The organism is Kribbella sp. CA-245084 (genome assembly GCF_050942355.1).
In the GTDB taxonomy this organism is placed as follows: domain Bacteria; phylum Actinomycetota; class Actinomycetes; order Propionibacteriales; family Kribbellaceae; genus Kribbella.
Map to the genome: position 1 here is coordinate 6276738 of NZ_CP192053.1, position 17671 is coordinate 6294408.

The window sequence follows — 17671 nt, forward strand, 5'->3', positions numbered from 1 at the left end:
GCGGCCTGTCGACCGCGTCAACCAAGGATTCTCATCACATCTCGGATGGTAAGCAGCCTGGCTGCGGGCGTCATCCGGTTTTCCACAGCACCACCCGCGATCCGGTTTATCCACAGGCTCCTGGCGGGTGAGTTTTGGTCTGTCGGTGCGGGTGGTTAGAGTCCTTTTCTCTGGTAGCCCAGCTGCTATCACACGGGAGGGAGTGCGGGGATGGACGCGACACTGCTCGACGCCGAGGCCGAGGCGGCCGTGCTGCGCGTCTACCGTCAGGTCTTCGCCGTGCTGGCCCGCGAGGCCGGCGCGATGATCGTCGACCCCGACCTGCTCGACGTCGACCAAGCCATCCTGGACGCCTTCGCCGAGGCCGGCAGCGACGGTCTGACGGTCGAGCAGGCCACGCTCGCCTGCCGGGCGTATCCGCACGACCTGATCGTCCGCCGCTTCGAAGTGCTCCGGCAGTACGGCGCGATCACCAAACTCGTCGACCGTCCCAACGAGCTGCGTCACCGCGCCGCGTTCGCGCCGTACGTGATGCTGATGTTCTTGCGCCGGATGTCCGTCCAGGGCGGTCAGGCCGAGCTGCACCAACTGCTCACCCTCGAGGCGCACAGCGTCAGCGACCCGCAGGCGACCGCGGACGAGGGCAAGGCGTCAATCGGTCGGATGACCAAAGTCTTCCGACTCCTCGGGAACGAGCTGGCCATCCTGGTCTCGACGAGCACCACGGCACAGCTCCGCGAGAACGCCCAGCTCGCGTGGGGCAACGAGCGCCTGATCGAGCAGGCTGAGAAGGTCCACCGCATCGTGCTCGAGCGCTGGCCCGAGCTGCATCGGGACTGCACTTCGCTCCGCATGGCCCTCGCCGCGTATGCCGACGCCGTACAACTCGCCGCCGGCCGCCTGGTCGAGCGAGCCGGGACGACGCGGGCGCTCGGGCTCTTGCCGATGGAGACCTGGCTGACGTTCACGCGCAGCAGTGAGCCTGATGCGCTGGCCGCAGTGCTGGATGGCCTCCTCTTTGATGCTGCCGCGCCGGACTTCTCGCCGCAGACGATGGTCGAGGCAGTCGAGACAGGACGCCGGTCCGGCAGCGCCCGGATGGCGCCGCCGCGTCCGACCGCGGATGCCGACGCGCCTGAGTCCGCGGCCGCGACGGATCGCGAGGACCTGCGGGCGGAGGCCGAGCGGGTGCTGGCCGGACGGCCCGAAGTGGACATCGTGGAGGTCATCGACGAGGCAGGCGACTGGATCACTGCGCGACGCGTGCTGGCCGAGTTGACCGCGGCGCACTTGCACGACGAGCTCGACTACGAGCTGGTCTGGTCTGACGGCATGCGGATCGACCCGACTGCGGGGACGCCGTGGGCGACCGAAGGTGTGTTCCGCCGGGTGGCGCGATGAGCACCGAAGCCGTTGAGCGCCGGCTCTACAACGCGCTGTGGTGGGCGAAGGTGCAGTCGGCCGGCCCGCTCGAGGTCGACCCTGACACGCCTGCCGTCGCCGGCCTCACCCGTGCGGCATCACCGGATGGATCGACCGTCTGGCTCGTGCCCACCCTTCCTTCAGGCGCAGGCCACAGCGTCCTCGAGGAGCTTGGCGCTCCCCCGGTCGCCGTCGAGCAGCCGAACGAGACCGCACGCCTGCTCGCGATCTGCGTCACCTGCTGCTGGACGGACCGCAGCGCACCAGCTTGGCCAGGCGTCACCGGCACGCTCGCCCAGATCAGATCCGTGTACGCCGGGATGCGCGGCCGGCCCGAGCAGTCGAGCGACCTGACGCTGATCATCGGCAGCCTGCGCCGCCTGCACGCGACGCACTGGATTCGTTGGGACGAGAAGACCGCCGAGGTCCGGCTCGGTCCGCGTGTCATCACCTGGACCGCGGCCGACCTCTCGACCCTCCGCGACCTGTGCCGTCATCTCCCCGAGCCACCGCCTGCTGAGCTGTCCACCCGGCATGAGCCGGACGAGCGCCAGGAGGTGTTGGATGACTGAGCCGCACGCCCTGCTCGACTCATTGCTCCAGGACCTCAGCGACCGCGCACGGGACGAAGTGCTCGCCGCCTTCAGCGCAGTGCAGTACGCCGCGCATCCGGTCGCCGAAGTACAGCTGGCCGGCCTCCGCGACGTGACACTGCGCCGCCAGGTGCAGCGGATGCTCAAGCTCATCGGCCGTACGCTCGTCCACGTCGACGGCACGCATTGGACCGCCGGGTACGACGACGACATCGCAGCGAGCCTGGTCGCCCAGGGCTGGCAGCCGTTGTCGGTCATCGATCGCGCAGTGCTTGTGCTGGTGCTCGTCCATTCCGTCGCGATTCCCCGCAGCGAAGGCATCCTGACTGGCGACAGCTGGAAGTCCGCGCGACCCACGACGGTCGACGAGTTGCGGACGACGAGGATCAGCGGCGAAGAGCGACGCCTGTCCCTGCAGCGATTGCGCGCGGCTGGATTGATCCAGCTCTCGGGCGATCACTCGGGCGGGCCGTCGTACATCCCAGGTCCGCAGCTCCAGCGCCTGACGCCGGCAGCACGCCGACGATTGCAGGACCAACTGATCCTCGCCGCCGCCCCGGCCAGCCCGATCGCCGAAGCCATCCGCGCCCGCAACGGCAGCCCCGTAGTAGTAGGAGATGAGTCATGAGCGCCGTAGCCGAGGACGGGCCGTTCGACATCCTTGGGTCCAAGGTGCTGCTCGGGGTGCAGGTCGTCGACCTGTCGCGCCTGTCGACGCACCCGATCCCGATGATCGGCCGCGGCCTGATCACGGTCGCCGGCCAAGGCCCGACCGACTCCAACGGCGCCGGCAAGTCGTCGTGGATCGCCGCGCTGAGTCTCCTGCACGCCGACGACCAGTGGCGCCTCACGAGCGGTGCTCCGGGCGCGGCCGAGTTGCTGTTCACAGCGGAAGCGGCCGGCCAGGAAGGCAACTGGTCGAACGTCGACCGCGGCTACATCGTCGGCGTCTTCTCCGATCCCGAACTGACCGACCTCGACGAGGTCGAGGCAGCCGCGATCACCGTCTGGATCCGCATCAACCGCAAAGCGTCGTACATCGATCTCCGGTGGAAGCAAGGCCTGCACATCCCGTACGGCGCGACCGAGGCCGAGCGTGCCGCCGGCGCCGACGCGCTCTGGGCGGCCCTCCCGCACTCCAATGGCCGCACCGACTTCCACGCCAACAAGCTGTCCCAGGTCCTGTACGGCGGCCAGGTCCGCTGCGTCTCGTTCTTGTCGACGTCGGTGCGCTCCAGCCCGACCGCGAACCTGCTCGCGGAGCCGCTCAACGAGCTCGGCCCGGCGCGGATCTTCAACGCGATCGCGACCCTCACAGGCCTCGACCACGAGCTCGAGCAGGAGCAGGCACACCGCTCCGCCGAGCACACCCAGCGCGAGGCGACCAAGCAAGCGACCGCCGACCTGCAGCGGTGGGAGCAGGAGATGGCGACCGTCGAGGCCGGCATCCTGCAGCGCGCCGCGGCGCGGGAAGCGCTCGCGGCAGCCAAGGAATCGTGGCAGGCGCGCAACGCCCGGCACCTGATCGACGGTGACGCCCGCAACCGCGAGATCCTCCAGGAGCTCGGCATCCTCGACGAACGTGTTGCTGAGCAGGAAGCCCGGAAGGAATCTGTCGACACGGAGATAGATGCCTTTGGCAACGAAGAGGGCATGCTCCGGGATGTCCAGCTGACCCGTCAGGAGCGGGACAAGCTCGACGCCCGCGACCGCGAGCTCGACCTCGCCCAGCGTTCGGTGCGCGAGCAGCTGGAGCGGCTGGGCCAGGAGCATCGGCGGCTTCTTGAAGCGGGTCGCTCGGCGGACGGCCGTGACCTTGCCGCGGCCGGCGAGGAGCAGGCCGAGGCACGCGAGGTGCTGGAGGAGCACATCGGTCGCGACCATGCCGCGCGGGTGGCCGTCGAGCACACAGAGGCTGAGCTTCGTGAGGCCGAGAGCGGCCAGACCGTGTCCGCGACCCAGCAGCAGGTGCTGGAGACCGCAGGCCTCGAGTGCGGCGCTCTGACCGACATCACCGAGCTGCCGGAGTCCGATCGGGCCGAGTGGGAGCCGCGGCTCGCGCCGTACCGCGAGGCCGTGGTCATCGACGCCGGTGACGCCACCGTCGCGACGACCGCGCTGGCCGACGCCGGGTACCCCGGATTCCTGCTGGTGCTGGCGAATCGCCCGGGTGCGCCGAAGTCGCGTCGTGGGCCGAAGTCGGCGGACAAGCGGTTCACACTGGACGGATTCTTCGCCGCCCTGAGCGAGCGCGCGACCAAGGAGAACATCGACGAAGCCGCCGGTGTCGTCTCGGTCGGCCAGTTCGACGAGCCGATCACCGGCCGGACCGCGCGGATCCAGGCGGCCGGGCGACGCGTTGAGGCATCCAAAGCGGCCCGCGCGGTCGCGTCGGCCGCGCTGGAGCAGGCGCGATCCCGGGTCGAGCAGGCAGAGCGCCGGACCGCGGCCGCCCAGGCGCTGGCCGACGCGGACGCGGTCCAGGAGCAGATCCTGCAGCTCCGCGAGTCCATCGACCGGCACGAAACCGATCGGGACTCGCTCGCGCCACAACTCCAAGCAGCAAAGGAATCCGCGGAGGCGGCGGCCGGCCAGCAGTTGGTGCGCGACGAGCGCCTGAAGAATCTCGAGTCGACCCGCCGCGACCACGATCGAATCCTCGACGACCTCACCGGCCGCCGGCTCGCGCTGCTGGAAGAGCAGACCACGCTCGACCTCACCACGCGGACCACAGCGTGGGGCGGCACACCCGCTGAGGCGGAGGAGTTCATCCTCGGCCTGCCGGACGACGCGCAACGCCGTACGACGGCCGACTGGAACCACCAGGCCTGCACGCTGCTGGACGACGTCATCCGCCGCTGCTTCCCGAACGCCCGCTCTCGCGAGGAGATCCCAACAGAGCTCTGGGAGATCCTGAACGGCCCCGACGGCTGGACGAGCGGCACTCTCGGCGACCGCGTCGGCCTAGTGCCTGCGCTGCACCGGACGCTGAGCAGCCACCTCGCGCAGCACGAGACGTTCGACAGCCTGCAGCAACAGCAGATCGCCAGCCAGCGCGCCGAGCGGAACGCCGCTCTCGAACGCGCCCGCGAAGGCCTCGACGAAGCGGAGAGCACCGCCCGGGCGCACCGCACCTCGCTTGCCGACGGCATCAAAGCGCGACTTCGCCTGGTATCGCAGGAGTTCGACCGCCTCGACCAGCAGTACGGCGGGTACGGCGCGAAGCTCGAATTCCCCGAGCCCGACCCGCCCGCCGAGCCCGACAAGCCGTGGCGCTGGACGGTCACGCCGAAGTGGCGTCGGTCCGAGGGCGGTCCGTTCTCCGCGTTCAACGTCAAGGGCAACACCGCCCAGATGGACGAGAAGGCGGTCAAGCTCGTCTGCGCCGCGGCGCTCGCCGGTGGCTCGGATCGTCCGCTGCTGTTGATCCTCGACGAGCTCGGCCGCAACCTCGGTTCGCAGCACCGCCGTGAGGCAGTCGCACTGTTCGAGCAGATCGGCCGCGACCGGAACATCACCGTCATCGGCGCGCTGCAGGACGACATGGAGCGGTACGCACTCGCCTCGTCGCGGCTGTACGTGAAGCTTCGGCGTAGCTCGGACACCATGGCCTACAACCAGGCGCCGGTCGTGAAGGGCAACGAGGACAACGCCGCCCGGGTCGAGCTGCTCCGCGAGTGGATGACGTCGTACCGCGGCTCCACGCCGACCCTGGAGCTGGCCCCGCCGACGCTCGCGTAGATGACGCTTTGTGGGGCGCGAGGTCTTGACCTGGCGGCGGTGATCCTCATACTCACGAGGTGAGAGCGCTCTCTTCCCTACCGCCCCAGGGAGATCCACATGCTGTCACGCCAGGCTGTGCTGACCGCGGCCCTCCGCCTGCGACTTCTACTGGCTGCTGTCGTTGGGCTTGCGTTGCCCGCGGGCACGCTGACGGCCGAAGCGCGGGTGCAGGCGGACCAGGTCTGCTCGGTCGCGTGCGACTCGCTCGATCCGTCGAAGGCGCAGGAGGAGACATTCCCTGTGCCGGAGAAGGTGATCAACGGACGTCACGTCGTACTGCATGTGTCTGACAAGGACGCGATGGCGTGGGGCAGCATCGACGGCGGCGCGACCAACGACGCAGTCTGGCTGGACCGCAGCTGGGACGGCGCCGCGACCTGGGACGGGCTGCTCGGCAAGGCGTGGATCCCGTCCGGATGGACCGGCACTCGCACGCTCATGTACAACCTCGCCGATCCGGACGGCCATCGGCGTGGCCTGATCCGCGCGTGCGGCGACGCTGCCGGCGTCGACTGCACCGCCTGGGTACACACCTCAGTCTGCGCCGCAGCCTGCGACGGTAGCGACGGGCCGTCCGGTGACAACCAGCCGGTGCCATCGACGACGTTGTCCAACCGCACGATCTCGCTCCACCTCGACAACCGCGGCATGGCCTGGGGAACGATCGCCAACGGCAGCGCCGGCGACGAGATCTGGCTCGACCGCTCCTGGAACGAGGGAGCATCCTGGCCCGACGGTTCGTCACTCGGCCGGACCAGCGTCGGCTCCGGCGCAACCTCCACGAGCACCCGGCTCTACGCGACAACCGACCCACTCTCCAAGCTGTACGGCGGCGCAGTCCGCGCCTGCGGACGAGCCGTCGAGAGCCAGAACGGCAGCTGTACGGCGTGGGCGCGGCCCGCCTCCGATCGCACCGGTGCAGCCGCTGAGGCGTTGATGTACTCGTACCAGCCGAACACCGCGTGGTGGCTCTCGGGCTGGTGGAACAGCGCGGTCGCGGTGACCACCCTGATGGAGTACCAGCAGCGCACCCGCCGTACTGACCTGCGCTGGGTCGTGAACGAGGTGTTCGAGAAGAACAAGGGCGTCTTCCCGGCCGGGCAGAAGAGCGGGGATGCGCTGGAGGGGAACTTCATCAGCCGCGCGATCGACGACACCGAGTGGTGGGGTATCGCCTGGGTCGAGGCGTACGACCTCACCGGCGACCAGCGGTACCTGGACATGGCGGTCACGATCGCGAATTACGTGCAGGGCTACTGGGACACGGGGACGTGTGGCGGCGGGGTGTGGTGGGACCGCGAGCGCACGTACAAGAACGCTGTGACCAATGGGCTCTACATCCGGCTGACTGCAGCGCTGCACAACCGGATCGCCGGCGACAGCGTCTGGTTGCAGCGGGCGACGACGGGCTGGAACTGGTTCCGCGCCAGCGGGATGATCAACTCGGCCGGCCTGGTGAACGACGGTCTGACGGGCTCGTGCACCAACAACGGGCAGACGGTCTGGACGTACAACCAGGGACTGGCGATCGGCGGTGCGCTCGAACTCTGGCGAGCAACCGGAGACAGTTCGCTGCTGACCGAGGCTCGGCAGCTGGGCGATGCCGCGATGTCGTCGTCCGTGCTCAGCCCGGGCGGCATCCTCAGCGAGTCGTGTGATGGGGCCGGGAACTGCGATGACAACCAGAAGCAGTTCAAGGGCGTGTTCATGCGGTACCTGATGGATCTCGCCGACTCCACCGGCGATGCGTCATACCGGACGTATGCGCAGCGGCAAGCCGACTCGATCTGGCAGAACGACCGCGATTCGCTCGACAGACTCGGCCAGCGATGGGCCGGTGGCGGCACCAACGTTCACGACTGGCGGACGCAGGCGAGTGCCTTGAGTGGGCTGCTGGCAGCGACCTCGAAGAGCTGAATTCTTTGACAGTTGTCCAGATTTCGCTGGGTGGTTACCAAAATCCGACCCCGGTGCTGACCACTGACCGGTAGGTGCAGCAGACTGGTCAGGTGACGCTTCCAGAGATCGATATCACCCGCTCACACCGAGTAGGCGGACCTCTGGTCAAGCGGTCGTATCACGGCGTACCGTCACCTGCATCCGGCGCCGCAGTGTCTCCTCCGCAGATCCGGCCGCCTCATGATCGGAGGGCGTGAATGGCTTCCTGGCTGCTCCGCGCCCAATGGTCGCACCGTGACGAGACCGTCGAGCAGCGTGCCCTCCGTGTCGGCCGTACGCTGACCGCCGTCGCCGTCGCGTTCCCCGACGTCCACAACTGGACCCAGGACGAGCGCTGGGGGTACCACGTCCTCGAGGCCGACGGCTCCACTCCGTTGCAGGAGATGGTCGAGGCCACGACGAAGGTCCTTGCGAACGGCACGAGTACGACGCGGCTGCACCTGCAGAGCACCGGTGAGCTGCCGTGGCTGTTCGACCTGTCCATGGGCGGGACGATGACCACCATCTCCGATCAGCTCACGCTGCACTGGAGCGACGAGGACGCGCTGAGGCAGTCCGAGCGCTTCGCCCAGGTACTGCGTGCGGTCGTCACGATCTGGGGGCCCGACTGGGCCAGCATCGCCGACACCGAGCTTGCCGCCGCGGCCGGCGTCTTCCGTCGCGGCATCCCGATGATGGGCTGGCTGACATACGTCCGCGGCATGGTCGCCGGTGCGCCCGGCATCGACATCACACTCACGCCGTACGAACGTGGCACTCTGCTCCAGGCTCCGGTCTCCCCCGTCGACCTGACACCGGTCCACATCTGCGCCGCGGCCGCGCTCGTCGGGATCGCTCCCGAGTAAGAGTTAGCTGGTCACCACAAGGTGGTGATCCCAGCGCTGAACCTCGTCAGCCGTCGGCACCTCGAACTTGCTGCTCCACTCCTCGAGCTCCTCCCGAGTGACCGGGAACGTCGCATCCGGCAAGTTCTCATTCCGCTGCACAAGCCGCTCCCACAGAACTTCAAGCGGGAGATCCAGTACGACGATCTCCGCGCTCGCGCCCAACTGTTGCGCCCGGGTCCGGAACAGGTCGCGCTCTTCCTCGGACCAGCAGCCGTAGTCGAGGATCACGTCGACCCCAAGCTCCAGCGCCCGCGCCGCAACGCCCCAGAGCATCTCGGACTCCAGCACCCAGCGTCGTCCATCAACCTCGCTGGTGTTGAAGAGCGCATCCATCCACTCGTCCGGCGTCAATCGAACCGCCTTGCGCTCCTCCTCCAGCCGCCGAGCCCACGACGTCTTGCCGGCGCCCGGCAACCCCACGATCAACACCATCACAGCCACGCACCGATCCTAAATGGGCGGATGTCCGATCCGTTCAAGACTGGCGGTGTGCTCCCGAGGCATGGTCGAACCATGCCATCCAAGCAATCGAGCGATCTGACCAGCCTGATGAACGTGGGCGCGGCGGTGGCCGGCTATCTGGGCCGTGCTGGGATCACGCAGGTCGACGACCTGGCCGGCCGCGATCCGTTCGAGATCTACGAAACGATCTGTGAACGGGACGGCGTACGGCACGACCCGTGTCTGCTCGACACGATCATGTCGGCGACTGACCAAGCCAACGGCAATCCGGGCCGTCCGTGGTGGTCGTACACGCCACAGCGCAAGCAGCTCCTCGAGAGGAAGCGCTAGACGCACGAAAACTACCGGCAGAAATGTTAAGGGCCACCCCGTGTGGGGTGGCCCTTAACAGTGTGAATGTCCGGCGGCGTCCTACTCTCCCACGACCTCCCGGTCGCAGTACCATCGGCGCTGGCGGGCTTAACTTCCAGGTTCGGAATGGAGACTGGGTGTTTCCCCGACGCTATGGCCACCGAAACAATATGAGAACACTATCAACCAACCAAGACCACAAACCCCCTCAGGGAGGGTTTGGTGCTGGGGTGACCGTATTCCGGGAACCGTACAGTGAACGCGAACATCGTTACAAGTAGCGCAGGCTCTTCAAAGTCTGACAACACGCTCCCTATGGGGGGTGTTGTGTGTGTGACAAGCCCTCGGCCTATTAGTACCAGTCAGCTCCACACCTTGCGGCGCTTCCACTTCTGGCCTATCAACCCAGTGGTCTACTGGGGGCCTTACCCGGTTAACCCGGTGGGAGACCTCATCTTGAAGCGTGCTTCCCGCTTAGATGCTTTCAGCGGTTATCACTCCCGAACGTAGCCAACCAGCCGTGCTCCTGGCGGAACAACTGGCACACCAGAGGTTCGTCCACCCCGGTCCTCTCGTACTAGGGGCAGCCCTTCTCAAGTCTCCTGCGCGCGCAGCGGATAGGGACCGAACTGTCTCACGACGTTCTAAACCCAGCTCGCGTGCCGCTTTAATGGGCGAACAGCCCAACCCTTGGGACCTACTCCAGCCCCAGGATGCGACGAGCCGACATCGAGGTGCCAAACCATCCCGTCGATATGGACTCTTGGGGAAGATCAGCCTGTTATCCCCGGGGTACCTTTTATCCGTTGAGCGACGGTGCTCCCACATGCCACCGCCGGATCACTAGTTCCGACTTTCGTCCCTGCTCGACATGTCTGTCTCACAGTCAAGCTCCCTTGTGCACTTACACTCGACACCTGATTGCCAACCAGGCTGAGGGAACCTTTGAGCGCCTCCGTTACCTTTTAGGAGGCGACCGCCCCAGTCAAACTACCCACCAGGCACTGTCCCTGATCCGGATAACGGACCAAAGTTAGACAGCCAGAACAATCAGAGTGGTATTTCAACGATGACTCCACCCGAACTGGCGTCCGAGCTTCACAGTCTCCCACCTATCCTACACAAATTGTACCGACCACCAATACCAAGTTGTAGTAAAGGTCCCGGGGTCTTTCCGTCCTGCTGCGCGTAACGAGCATCTTTACTCGTAATGCAATTTCGCCGAGTCCACGGTTGAGACAGCGCCCAAGTCGTTACGCCATTCGTGCAGGTCGGAACTTACCCGACAAGGAATTTCGCTACCTTAGGATGGTTATAGTTACCACCGCCGTTTACTGGCGCTTAAGTTCAAAGCTTCGCCGGCCTAAGCCAGCTAACCTGTCCCCTTAACGTTCCAGCACCGGGCAGGCGTCAGTCCGTATACATCGAATTACTTCTTCGCACGGACCTGTGTTTTTAGTAAACAGTCGCTTGGGCCTGGTCTCTGCGACCATCACCGCTTCCCTTAGCAAGTAAGGTAACGGATCCGGTCCCCCTTCTCCCGAAGTTACGGGGGCATTTTGCCGAGTTCCTTAACCATGGTTCACTCGATCGCCTTGGTATTCTCTACCTGATCACCTGTGTCGGTTTGGGGTACGGGCGGCTCTAACACTCACTGCGAAGTTTTTCTCGGCAGCATGGGATCATCCACTTCCCCTGAACGGGTCCGCCTCGGCTCTCAGGCTATGTGAGACACGGATTTGCCTATGCCTCGCCCTACCACCTTGCCCGCGGATCAGCTTGCGCCTACCATCGCCGCGGTTGGACTACCCTCCTGCGTCACTCCTCAATGCACCTACTACCACCTCGGGTCAAAATCTCCACTCCTCCGTCCGAAGACATCAGAGCTTCAATTCCTTAGCATCAGCGGGTTCGGTCGGGTCGTGTTAATGCCGGTACGGGAATATCAACCCGTTGTCCATCGACTACGCCTGTCGGCCTCGCCTTAGGTCCCGACTTACCCAGGGCAGATTAGCTTGACCCTGGAACCCTTGATCATCCGGCGGACGGGTTTCTCACCCGTCATTCGCTACTCATGCCTGCATTCTCACTCGTGCAGCATCCACAACTCCATCACTAGGCTGCTTCACACGCTGCACGACGCTCCCCTACCCACCCACACACCTGGACCAACAAAGTTGGCCGGGTACTTGTGTGAGTGCCACAGCTTCGGCGGATTGCTTGAGCCCCGCTACATTGTCGGCGCGGAATCACTTGACCAGTGAGCTATTACGCACTCTTTCAAGGGTGGCTGCTTCTAAGCCAACCTCCTGGTTGTCTGGGCAACTCCACATCCTTTTCCACTTAGCAATCGCTTAGGGGCCTTAGCTGGTGATCTGGGCTGTTTCCCTCTCGACTACGGAGCTTATCCCCCGCAGTCTCACTGCCGCGCTCTCACTTACCGGCATTCGGAGTTTGGCTGATTTCGGTAAGCCGGTAAGCCCCCTAGACCATCCAGTGCTCTACCTCCGGTAAGAAACACGCGACGCTGCACCTATATGCATTTCGGGGAGAACCAGCTATCACGGAGTTTGATTGGCCTTTCACCCCTATCCACAGGTCATCCCCCAGGTTTTCAACCCTGGTGGGTTCGGTCCTCCACGCGGTCTTACCCACGCTTCAACCTGCCCATGGATAGATCACTCCGCTTCGGGTCTAGAGCATGCGACTAAAGCGCCCTATTCAGACTCGCTTTCGCTACGGCTACCCCACACGGGTTAACCTCGCCACACACCACTAACTCGCAGGCTCATTCTTCAAAAGGCACGCCGTCACACCCACAAAGTGAATGCTCCGACGGATTGTAGGCAACCGGTTTCAGGTACTATTTCACTCCCCTCCCGGGGTACTTTTCATCTTTCCCTCACGGTACTAGTCCGCTATCGGTCACCAAGAAGTATTTAGGCTTAGCGGGTGGTCCCGCCAGATTCACACGGGATTTCAAGAGTCCCGTGCTACTTGGGAAAACACTCAAGAGTCACTGTCTTACGCCTACAGGGCTATAACCCACTACGGCTCAACATTCCAGAAGATTCGACTTCAACAGTGATTGATAACTCTTTAGTCTCACGGCATTAAGACTAGAATGCTCCCACGACCCCACATGCGCAACGCACGCCGGCTATCACACGCACATGGTTTAGCCTCATCCGCTTTCGCTCGCCACTACTCACGGAATCACTTTTGTTTTCTCTTCCTGCGGGTACTGAGATGTTTCACTTCCCCGCGTTCCCTCCAGAACCCTATGTGTTCAGGCACTGGTAACTGGCTTTAGAATGCCAGCTGGGTTTCCCCATTCGGACACCCCCGGATCACAGCTCGGTTGCCAACTCCCCGGGGCTTATCGCAGGCTCCAACGTCCTTCATCGGCTCTTGGTACCAAGACATCCACCGATTGCCCTTAGTAGCTTGTCACAAAACAAACATACAAAAAGCAAAATTACGCTACAAAGAGATGCTCGCGTCCACTATACAGTTCTCAAAATACGGGCAGGAAAACCAGCCCCAAACCACCACTTACAGCACAGAACCCCACCCCCAGGGAAACAACACACCCAGAAGAAGAACCCCACCGCAGTATGGTGAGAGCCGGCCCCAGCCACCCATCACACCAACTCACATCAGTGTGACCGTGACCCAGAAGAAACAGTCCCAAGACTCATACAAGTCCAGGGCCCGATTCCTCAGGACCCAACAGCGCGCCTCGGCCACTCACTCATCCACCACCCGCGTTCCACGCGTTTCCCTCGAGAGGGGACGCAGTACTAGCATCGTGCAGAAAAGCTCCTGGCCTAATGGTCAATGTTCCACATTCCGAAGCACCATCGCCCAAGAACATTCGCCTTGGAAACGATGAATAGGCACCAAGACTCTGACGAGCCGGCGCCGAATGCTCCTTAGAAAGGAGGTGATCCAGCCGCACCTTCCGGTACGGCTACCTTGTTACGACTTCGTCCTAATCGCCAGCCCCACCTTCGACGGCTCCCTCCACAAGGGTTAGGCCACCGGCTTCGGGTGTTGCCGACTTTCATGACGTGACGGGCGGTGTGTACAAGGCCCGGGAACGTATTCACCGCAGCGTTGCTGATCTGCGATTACTAGCGACTCCGACTTCATGGGGTCGAGTTGCAGACCCCAATCCGAACTGAGACCGGCTTTTTGGGATTCGCTCCACCTTACAGTTTCGCAGCCCTTTGTACCGGCCATTGTAGCATGCGTGAAGCCCTGGACATAAGGGGCATGATGACTTGACGTCATCCCCACCTTCCTCCGAGTTGACCCCGGCAGTCTCCTATGAGTCCCCACCATCCCGAAGGACGTGCTGGCAACATAGGACGAGGGTTGCGCTCGTTGCGGGACTTAACCCAACATCTCACGACACGAGCTGACGACAGCCATGCACCACCTGTATAGGACCCTTACGGACCCCGCATCTCTGCGAGATTTCCCTATATGTCAAACCCAGGTAAGGTTCTTCGCGTTGCATCGAATTAATCCGCATGCTCCGCCGCTTGTGCGGGCCCCCGTCAATTCCTTTGAGTTTTAGCCTTGCGGCCGTACTCCCCAGGCGGGGCGCTTAATGCGTTAGCTGCGGCACGGAGGACGTGGAATGTCCCCCACACCTAGCGCCCAACGTTTACGGCGTGGACTACCAGGGTATCTAATCCTGTTCGCTACCCACGCTTTCGCTCCTCAGCGTCAGGTAAGGCCCAGAGAGCCGCCTTCGCCACCGGTGTTCTTCCTGATATCTGCGCATTCCACCGCTACACCAGGAGTTCCGCTCTCCCCTGCCTACCTCTAGTCTGCCCGTATCGGAAGCAGGCTCGGGGTTAAGCCCCGAGTTTTCACTCCCGACGTGACGAACCGCCTACGAGCCCTTTACGCCCAATAATTCCGGACAACGCTCGGACCCTACGTATTACCGCGGCTGCTGGCACGTAGTTGGCCGGTCCTTCTTCTGCAGGTACCGTCACTCTCGCTTCGTCCCTGCTGAAAGAGGTTTACAACCCGAAGGCCGTCATCCCTCACGCGGCGTTGCTGCGTCAGACTTTCGTCCATTGCGCAATATTCCCCACTGCTGCCTCCCGTAGGAGTCTGGGCCGTGTCTCAGTCCCAGTGTGGCCGGTCGCCCTCTCAGGCCGGCTACCCGTCGACGCCTTGGTAGGCCATTACCCCACCAACAAGCTGATAGGCCGCGAGCCCATCCCCAACCGCCAGAACTTTCAACCAACCACCATGAGACGGTCAGTATTATCCGGTATTAGACCCCGTTTCCGAGGCTTATCCCAAAGTTGAGGGTAGGTTGCTCACGTGTTACTCACCCGTTCGCCGCTCGTGTACCCCCGAAGGGGCCTTACCGCTCGACTTGCATGTGTTAAGCACGCCGCCAGCGTTCGTCCTGAGCCAGGATCAAACTCTCCGTTGAAATCTATATGTCAACCACAACCCCAAAAGGCCATGGAAAACAGACTACTTTGAGTGATCCTTTGAATCAGAAACAACCAATACTGGCTTGTCATCCGTATTAATTTCAAAGGAATCCGTCACAGACAAAACAAACCCGAACCCCAAGATCAAAAGACCCAGGGCTAGGAGAAATGTTCAATGCCTGTGAACGGGGTTAATGCATCTTTCGGCATTGACTTTCGGCACGCTGTTGAGTTCTCAAGAATCGGACGCACACCGCGCTTCAGACTTTCGTTTGAAGCTCCGGGGCAACTCGCCCTACTTTACTGTTTCGCTTCCGGCCGGTCAAATCGGCCTTTTTCGATTCAGTCTCTCTGCGTGTCTCAGTGTCCGAAACCCACCGGGGCGTGTTTCGGCTGCCGAGACCTTCAGGGAGTTTGTTGAAGGGCCGGCCGCTTTCGCGTCCTGCGCCTCGCTCCAACAAGAAGAACATTACTGACATTCATGGTGCGGATGCAAATCGGGGTCCCGGACCCTCGTCCGAGCTCCTCGGCACCCGTCCTCGACACCGGTCAACCGACGTCGAGGGAAGCAGTGCTGATCCCTCTGGTCACATCACTCACTCGCGTCTCCGCGAGTGACACTTCCATCATGCCGCACCCACACAAGTCGTTTTCGCGAGGGTGACAACGAGGTGGGAGCCGGTCAGCCGGCTCCCACCTCGTCAAGCACCGCACCGTCCAGGAGACGCCTCTCGGCGAGTGGCCGCTCGTAGCGGCTTAGGTTGAGGCCCGGGGTCACGAACCGGACGGCATCAGGTGTAACCCGACGTCCCCGGAACCTATTCCCGGACGCAGTCGAGCACGACTCCCTCCTGCTCGAAGACCAGTCCCCCGTCGCGTACCTCGAACCCCGACTCCGTCTCCATGGCGTTGAAGGTTGTCGCCGACCGCGCCATGAAGAGCTGCGGAGGCTGACGATCGAACGTCACCTCGATCCCCCTCCCCCAGCGTTCAACAGCGAACGGAACCCTGCCGTCCAGCCGGTACGCGCCGACCAGCTCCGCCAGGACCTCGTCACTCGGCAGATCCGGCGTATCCACCTCACCCGGGTACCCCTCCCAGCCGTACTCCGCAGCCACCGCAGCGAATGCTCTCTGCACCACCCAGCCACCGTTATCGCTGTTCGTCATCACCACAGCGCCCTGCCCCGAGTCGCGATCAGCGAGCAAGTGACAGCTGAACCCAGCGTTACCCCCGCTGTGCCCGAACCGCCGGCCGGAGTCATCGAGGAAGAACCCGAGTCCCAGATGTCCCAGCCCACCGATCCGCTGTCCCGCAGAGATCTGGTGCGTCAACATCTCCCGCGCGAGCTTGGGCGGCAACAGCGCGCCGTCGGCCCCTGCGTACATCCGCTGCACGCCGATAGCTGCCTTGGCGAGGTCAGTTGGTGTTGTCCAGAGGCCGGCTGCGGCCAGCTCGGGGTACGCATGCCAGCGGCCTTCGAGTGGGCGACCACGTTGGTCGTGCGCGACGGCAGCCCTGCTACGGAGTTCTGGTGGCAGAGGTTGGGCGTAGTCGCTGTCGGCCATGCCGAGAGGCTCGAGCACCAACTCGCGGACCAGTTCACGGAATGGCGTACCCGTCACGTCTTCCAAGAGTTGCTGCATGACGATCGTGCCGCCGCCGGCGTACCGGAACTGTGTGCCTGGCACGAGGTCGACGCGTACGCCGAAGGTGTTGGTCGGCCGGACGCCGTCGAGGATCTGCACCGTTGTGGGTAGCGAGGCTCCCTCGGCGTACCCAGGGAAGCCGTGCACAGTCAATCCGGCACTGTGGCTGGCCAACTGCCGCAGTGTCACGACGGGTTGCCACGCCCCCGTCGGTGGGATCTGCCAAGACTTGAGCTTTTCGTTGACGTCCTCGTCGAGGTCGAGCAGGCCGCGATCGACCAGCCGCAGCATCGCCAGTACGGCGATCGGCTTGCTGATCGACGCGGCCTGGAACAACGTGTCCGGCGCGACGGCCCGAGAGCTGCCTGCCTCCACCAGACCGGCCGTACCGGTCTCGTGGACAGCACCGTCCTCGATCACCACCCAGCTCGCGCCGGGCACGTTGAATCTCTCGAGATCCGCCTTGATCTCCTCTTCCAGCATGTCCGTGTCCCTCCCGATCCAGTTCTTGCTGGAACGGTACGGCGGACACGGCTCGCTGGAGCAGGATCACCGCGACGGCTGAGGTGTGCTGCAGTCGATCTTCGGGTTCGCGCCGATGTAGTTGAGCGGGCCGGCGACGATCGTGACGAGCACCGTCCCGACCTTGGCACAGGAAGTCCGTGAACTCTCGAAGTAGTGGCGCTGGGCCGCGGCCGCGAGGCCGATCAGCAGCCAGACGACGAGAATGATCGTGATCGCGCGGGAACGGGTCGCAGTAGCTCTCCGGGTAGCCATGTGCATCTCCTGGTTCGGCGTGCCCCCGTGCTGCGCTCCTCAGGTGCCCGCCGCGAACCTGACAGAAACTCAGATCTCGCGAAACTCGTAGTGCGGCTTGATGTGCTTGTTGATGTACGCGCCGATGCTGGGCGCGGCCAGGAGCGCGGCGTACGTCGGCTGTGGAACGTCGAAGTACTGGTAGACGTAGCCGTTCACGTACTCGAGCTCCAGCGTGCCGTCGGACCATCCGACCGACCGCACACTCGACGAATTCACCGGGCGTCGCCTCATGCGTGGCTCCTTCCGCACCTCGCGCTGCGGCGCCCAGTCTGCCGCTC

General features: G+C 63.9%; 11 protein-coding genes and 3 rRNA genes. 7 read left to right on the plus strand and 7 right to left on the minus strand.

All coding sequences use genetic code 11. The annotated features are described in order from the left end of the window. Window positions 1-210 precede the first annotated feature (210 nt). From ACQPYH_RS29800 to ACQPYH_RS29825, 6 genes are all read left to right on the plus strand, one after another. The gene (locus tag ACQPYH_RS29800) at window positions 211-1401 is read left to right on the plus strand and encodes a hypothetical protein (RefSeq protein ID WP_432877954.1); all 1191 of its coding nucleotides are present in this window, start codon (window positions 211-213) and stop codon (window positions 1399-1401) included. Beyond that, window positions 1398-1994, plus strand: coding sequence for a hypothetical protein (locus ACQPYH_RS29805; protein ID WP_432877956.1), 597 nt, complete (start codon window positions 1398-1400; stop codon window positions 1992-1994). The genes ACQPYH_RS29800 and ACQPYH_RS29805 overlap by 4 nt, the downstream gene beginning before the upstream one ends. Beyond that, the gene (locus tag ACQPYH_RS29810) at window positions 1987-2643 is read left to right on the plus strand and encodes a hypothetical protein (RefSeq protein WP_432877959.1); all 657 of its coding nucleotides are present in this window, start codon (window positions 1987-1989) and stop codon (window positions 2641-2643) included. Before ACQPYH_RS29805 ends, ACQPYH_RS29810 begins: the two co-directional genes overlap by 8 nt. Beyond that, on the plus strand, window positions 2640-5756 hold the full coding sequence (locus ACQPYH_RS29815) for a chromosome segregation ATPase (protein ID WP_432877961.1): 3117 nt from the start codon (window positions 2640-2642) through the stop codon (window positions 5754-5756). Before ACQPYH_RS29810 ends, ACQPYH_RS29815 begins: the two co-directional genes overlap by 4 nt. A 99-nt stretch (window positions 5757-5855) precedes the next feature. Next, window positions 5856-7715, plus strand: coding sequence for a glycoside hydrolase family 76 protein (locus tag ACQPYH_RS29820; RefSeq protein WP_432877964.1), 1860 nt, complete (start codon window positions 5856-5858; stop codon window positions 7713-7715). A gap of 239 nt (window positions 7716-7954) precedes the next feature. Next, on the plus strand, window positions 7955-8602 hold the full coding sequence (locus ACQPYH_RS29825) for a hypothetical protein (RefSeq protein WP_432877966.1): 648 nt from the start codon (window positions 7955-7957) through the stop codon (window positions 8600-8602). A 3-nt stretch (window positions 8603-8605) separates the two neighbouring features. On the opposite strand, the gene ACQPYH_RS29830 is transcribed toward ACQPYH_RS29825, so the two are convergent. Beyond that, on the minus strand, window positions 8606-9076 hold the full coding sequence (locus ACQPYH_RS29830) for an AAA family ATPase (protein ID WP_432894521.1): 471 nt from the start codon (window positions 9074-9076) through the stop codon (window positions 8606-8608). 81 nt (window positions 9077-9157) lie between these two features. Here ACQPYH_RS29830 and ACQPYH_RS29835 point away from each other — a divergent pair, with 81 nt between their 5' ends. Then, entirely contained in the window at window positions 9158-9436 is a 279-nt protein-coding gene (locus tag ACQPYH_RS29835; RefSeq protein WP_432877969.1) for a helix-hairpin-helix domain-containing protein, read from the plus strand. Window positions 9437-9504: 68 nt separating this feature from the next. Here ACQPYH_RS29835 and rrf read toward each other — a convergent pair. The 6 genes from rrf to ACQPYH_RS29865 form a co-directional block, all read right to left on the minus strand. Next, window positions 9505-9622, minus strand: a 5S ribosomal RNA gene (gene rrf / locus ACQPYH_RS29840). 167 nt (window positions 9623-9789) lie between these two features. Continuing rightward, window positions 9790-12910 (minus strand): 23S ribosomal RNA (locus ACQPYH_RS29845). 486 nt (window positions 12911-13396) lie between these two features. Continuing rightward, window positions 13397-14921: ribosomal RNA gene (locus tag ACQPYH_RS29850) — 16S ribosomal RNA — on the minus strand. Together the 16S, 23S and 5S rRNA genes form the textbook arrangement of a ribosomal RNA operon. Window positions 14922-15743: 822 nt before the next feature. Next, the gene (locus ACQPYH_RS29855) at window positions 15744-17057 is read right to left on the minus strand and encodes a serine hydrolase domain-containing protein (protein WP_432877972.1); all 1314 of its coding nucleotides are present in this window, start codon (window positions 17055-17057) and stop codon (window positions 15744-15746) included. Window positions 17058-17123: 66 nt separating this feature from the next. Then, window positions 17124-17351: a hypothetical protein gene (locus ACQPYH_RS29860; protein WP_371403546.1), complete on the minus strand. Its 228-nt coding sequence runs from the start codon at window positions 17349-17351 to the stop codon at window positions 17124-17126. A 69-nt stretch (window positions 17352-17420) separates the two neighbouring features. Next, the gene (locus ACQPYH_RS29865; protein ID WP_432877975.1) at window positions 17421-17624 is read right to left on the minus strand and encodes a KTSC domain-containing protein; all 204 of its coding nucleotides are present in this window, start codon (window positions 17622-17624) and stop codon (window positions 17421-17423) included. Window positions 17625-17671: the final 47 nt, after the last annotated feature.

Bases quoted from the DNA above. Each gene is read 5' to 3' on its own strand.
- ACQPYH_RS29800 (WP_432877954.1), top strand. From the start codon at position 211: ATGGACGCGACACTGCTCGACGCCGAGGCCGAGGCGGCCGTGCTGCGC.
- ACQPYH_RS29805 (WP_432877956.1), top strand. From the start codon at position 1,398: ATGAGCACCGAAGCCGTTGAGCGCCGGCTCTACAACGCGCTGTGGTGG.
- ACQPYH_RS29810 (WP_432877959.1), top strand. From the start codon at position 1,987: ATGACTGAGCCGCACGCCCTGCTCGACTCATTGCTCCAGGACCTCAGC.
- ACQPYH_RS29815 (WP_432877961.1), top strand. From the start codon at position 2,640: ATGAGCGCCGTAGCCGAGGACGGGCCGTTCGACATCCTTGGGTCCAAG.
- ACQPYH_RS29820 (WP_432877964.1), top strand. From the start codon at position 5,856: ATGCTGTCACGCCAGGCTGTGCTGACCGCGGCCCTCCGCCTGCGACTT.
- ACQPYH_RS29825 (WP_432877966.1), top strand. From the start codon at position 7,955: ATGGCTTCCTGGCTGCTCCGCGCCCAATGGTCGCACCGTGACGAGACC.
- ACQPYH_RS29830 (WP_432894521.1), bottom strand. From the start codon at position 9,076: ATGGTGTTGATCGTGGGGTTGCCGGGCGCCGGCAAGACGTCGTGGGCT.
- ACQPYH_RS29835 (WP_432877969.1), top strand. From the start codon at position 9,158: ATGCCATCCAAGCAATCGAGCGATCTGACCAGCCTGATGAACGTGGGC.
- ACQPYH_RS29855 (WP_432877972.1), bottom strand. From the start codon at position 17,057: ATGCTGGAAGAGGAGATCAAGGCGGATCTCGAGAGATTCAACGTGCCC.
- ACQPYH_RS29860 (WP_371403546.1), bottom strand. From the start codon at position 17,351: ATGGCTACCCGGAGAGCTACTGCGACCCGTTCCCGCGCGATCACGATC.
- ACQPYH_RS29865 (WP_432877975.1), bottom strand. From the start codon at position 17,624: ATGAGGCGACGCCCGGTGAATTCGTCGAGTGTGCGGTCGGTCGGATGG.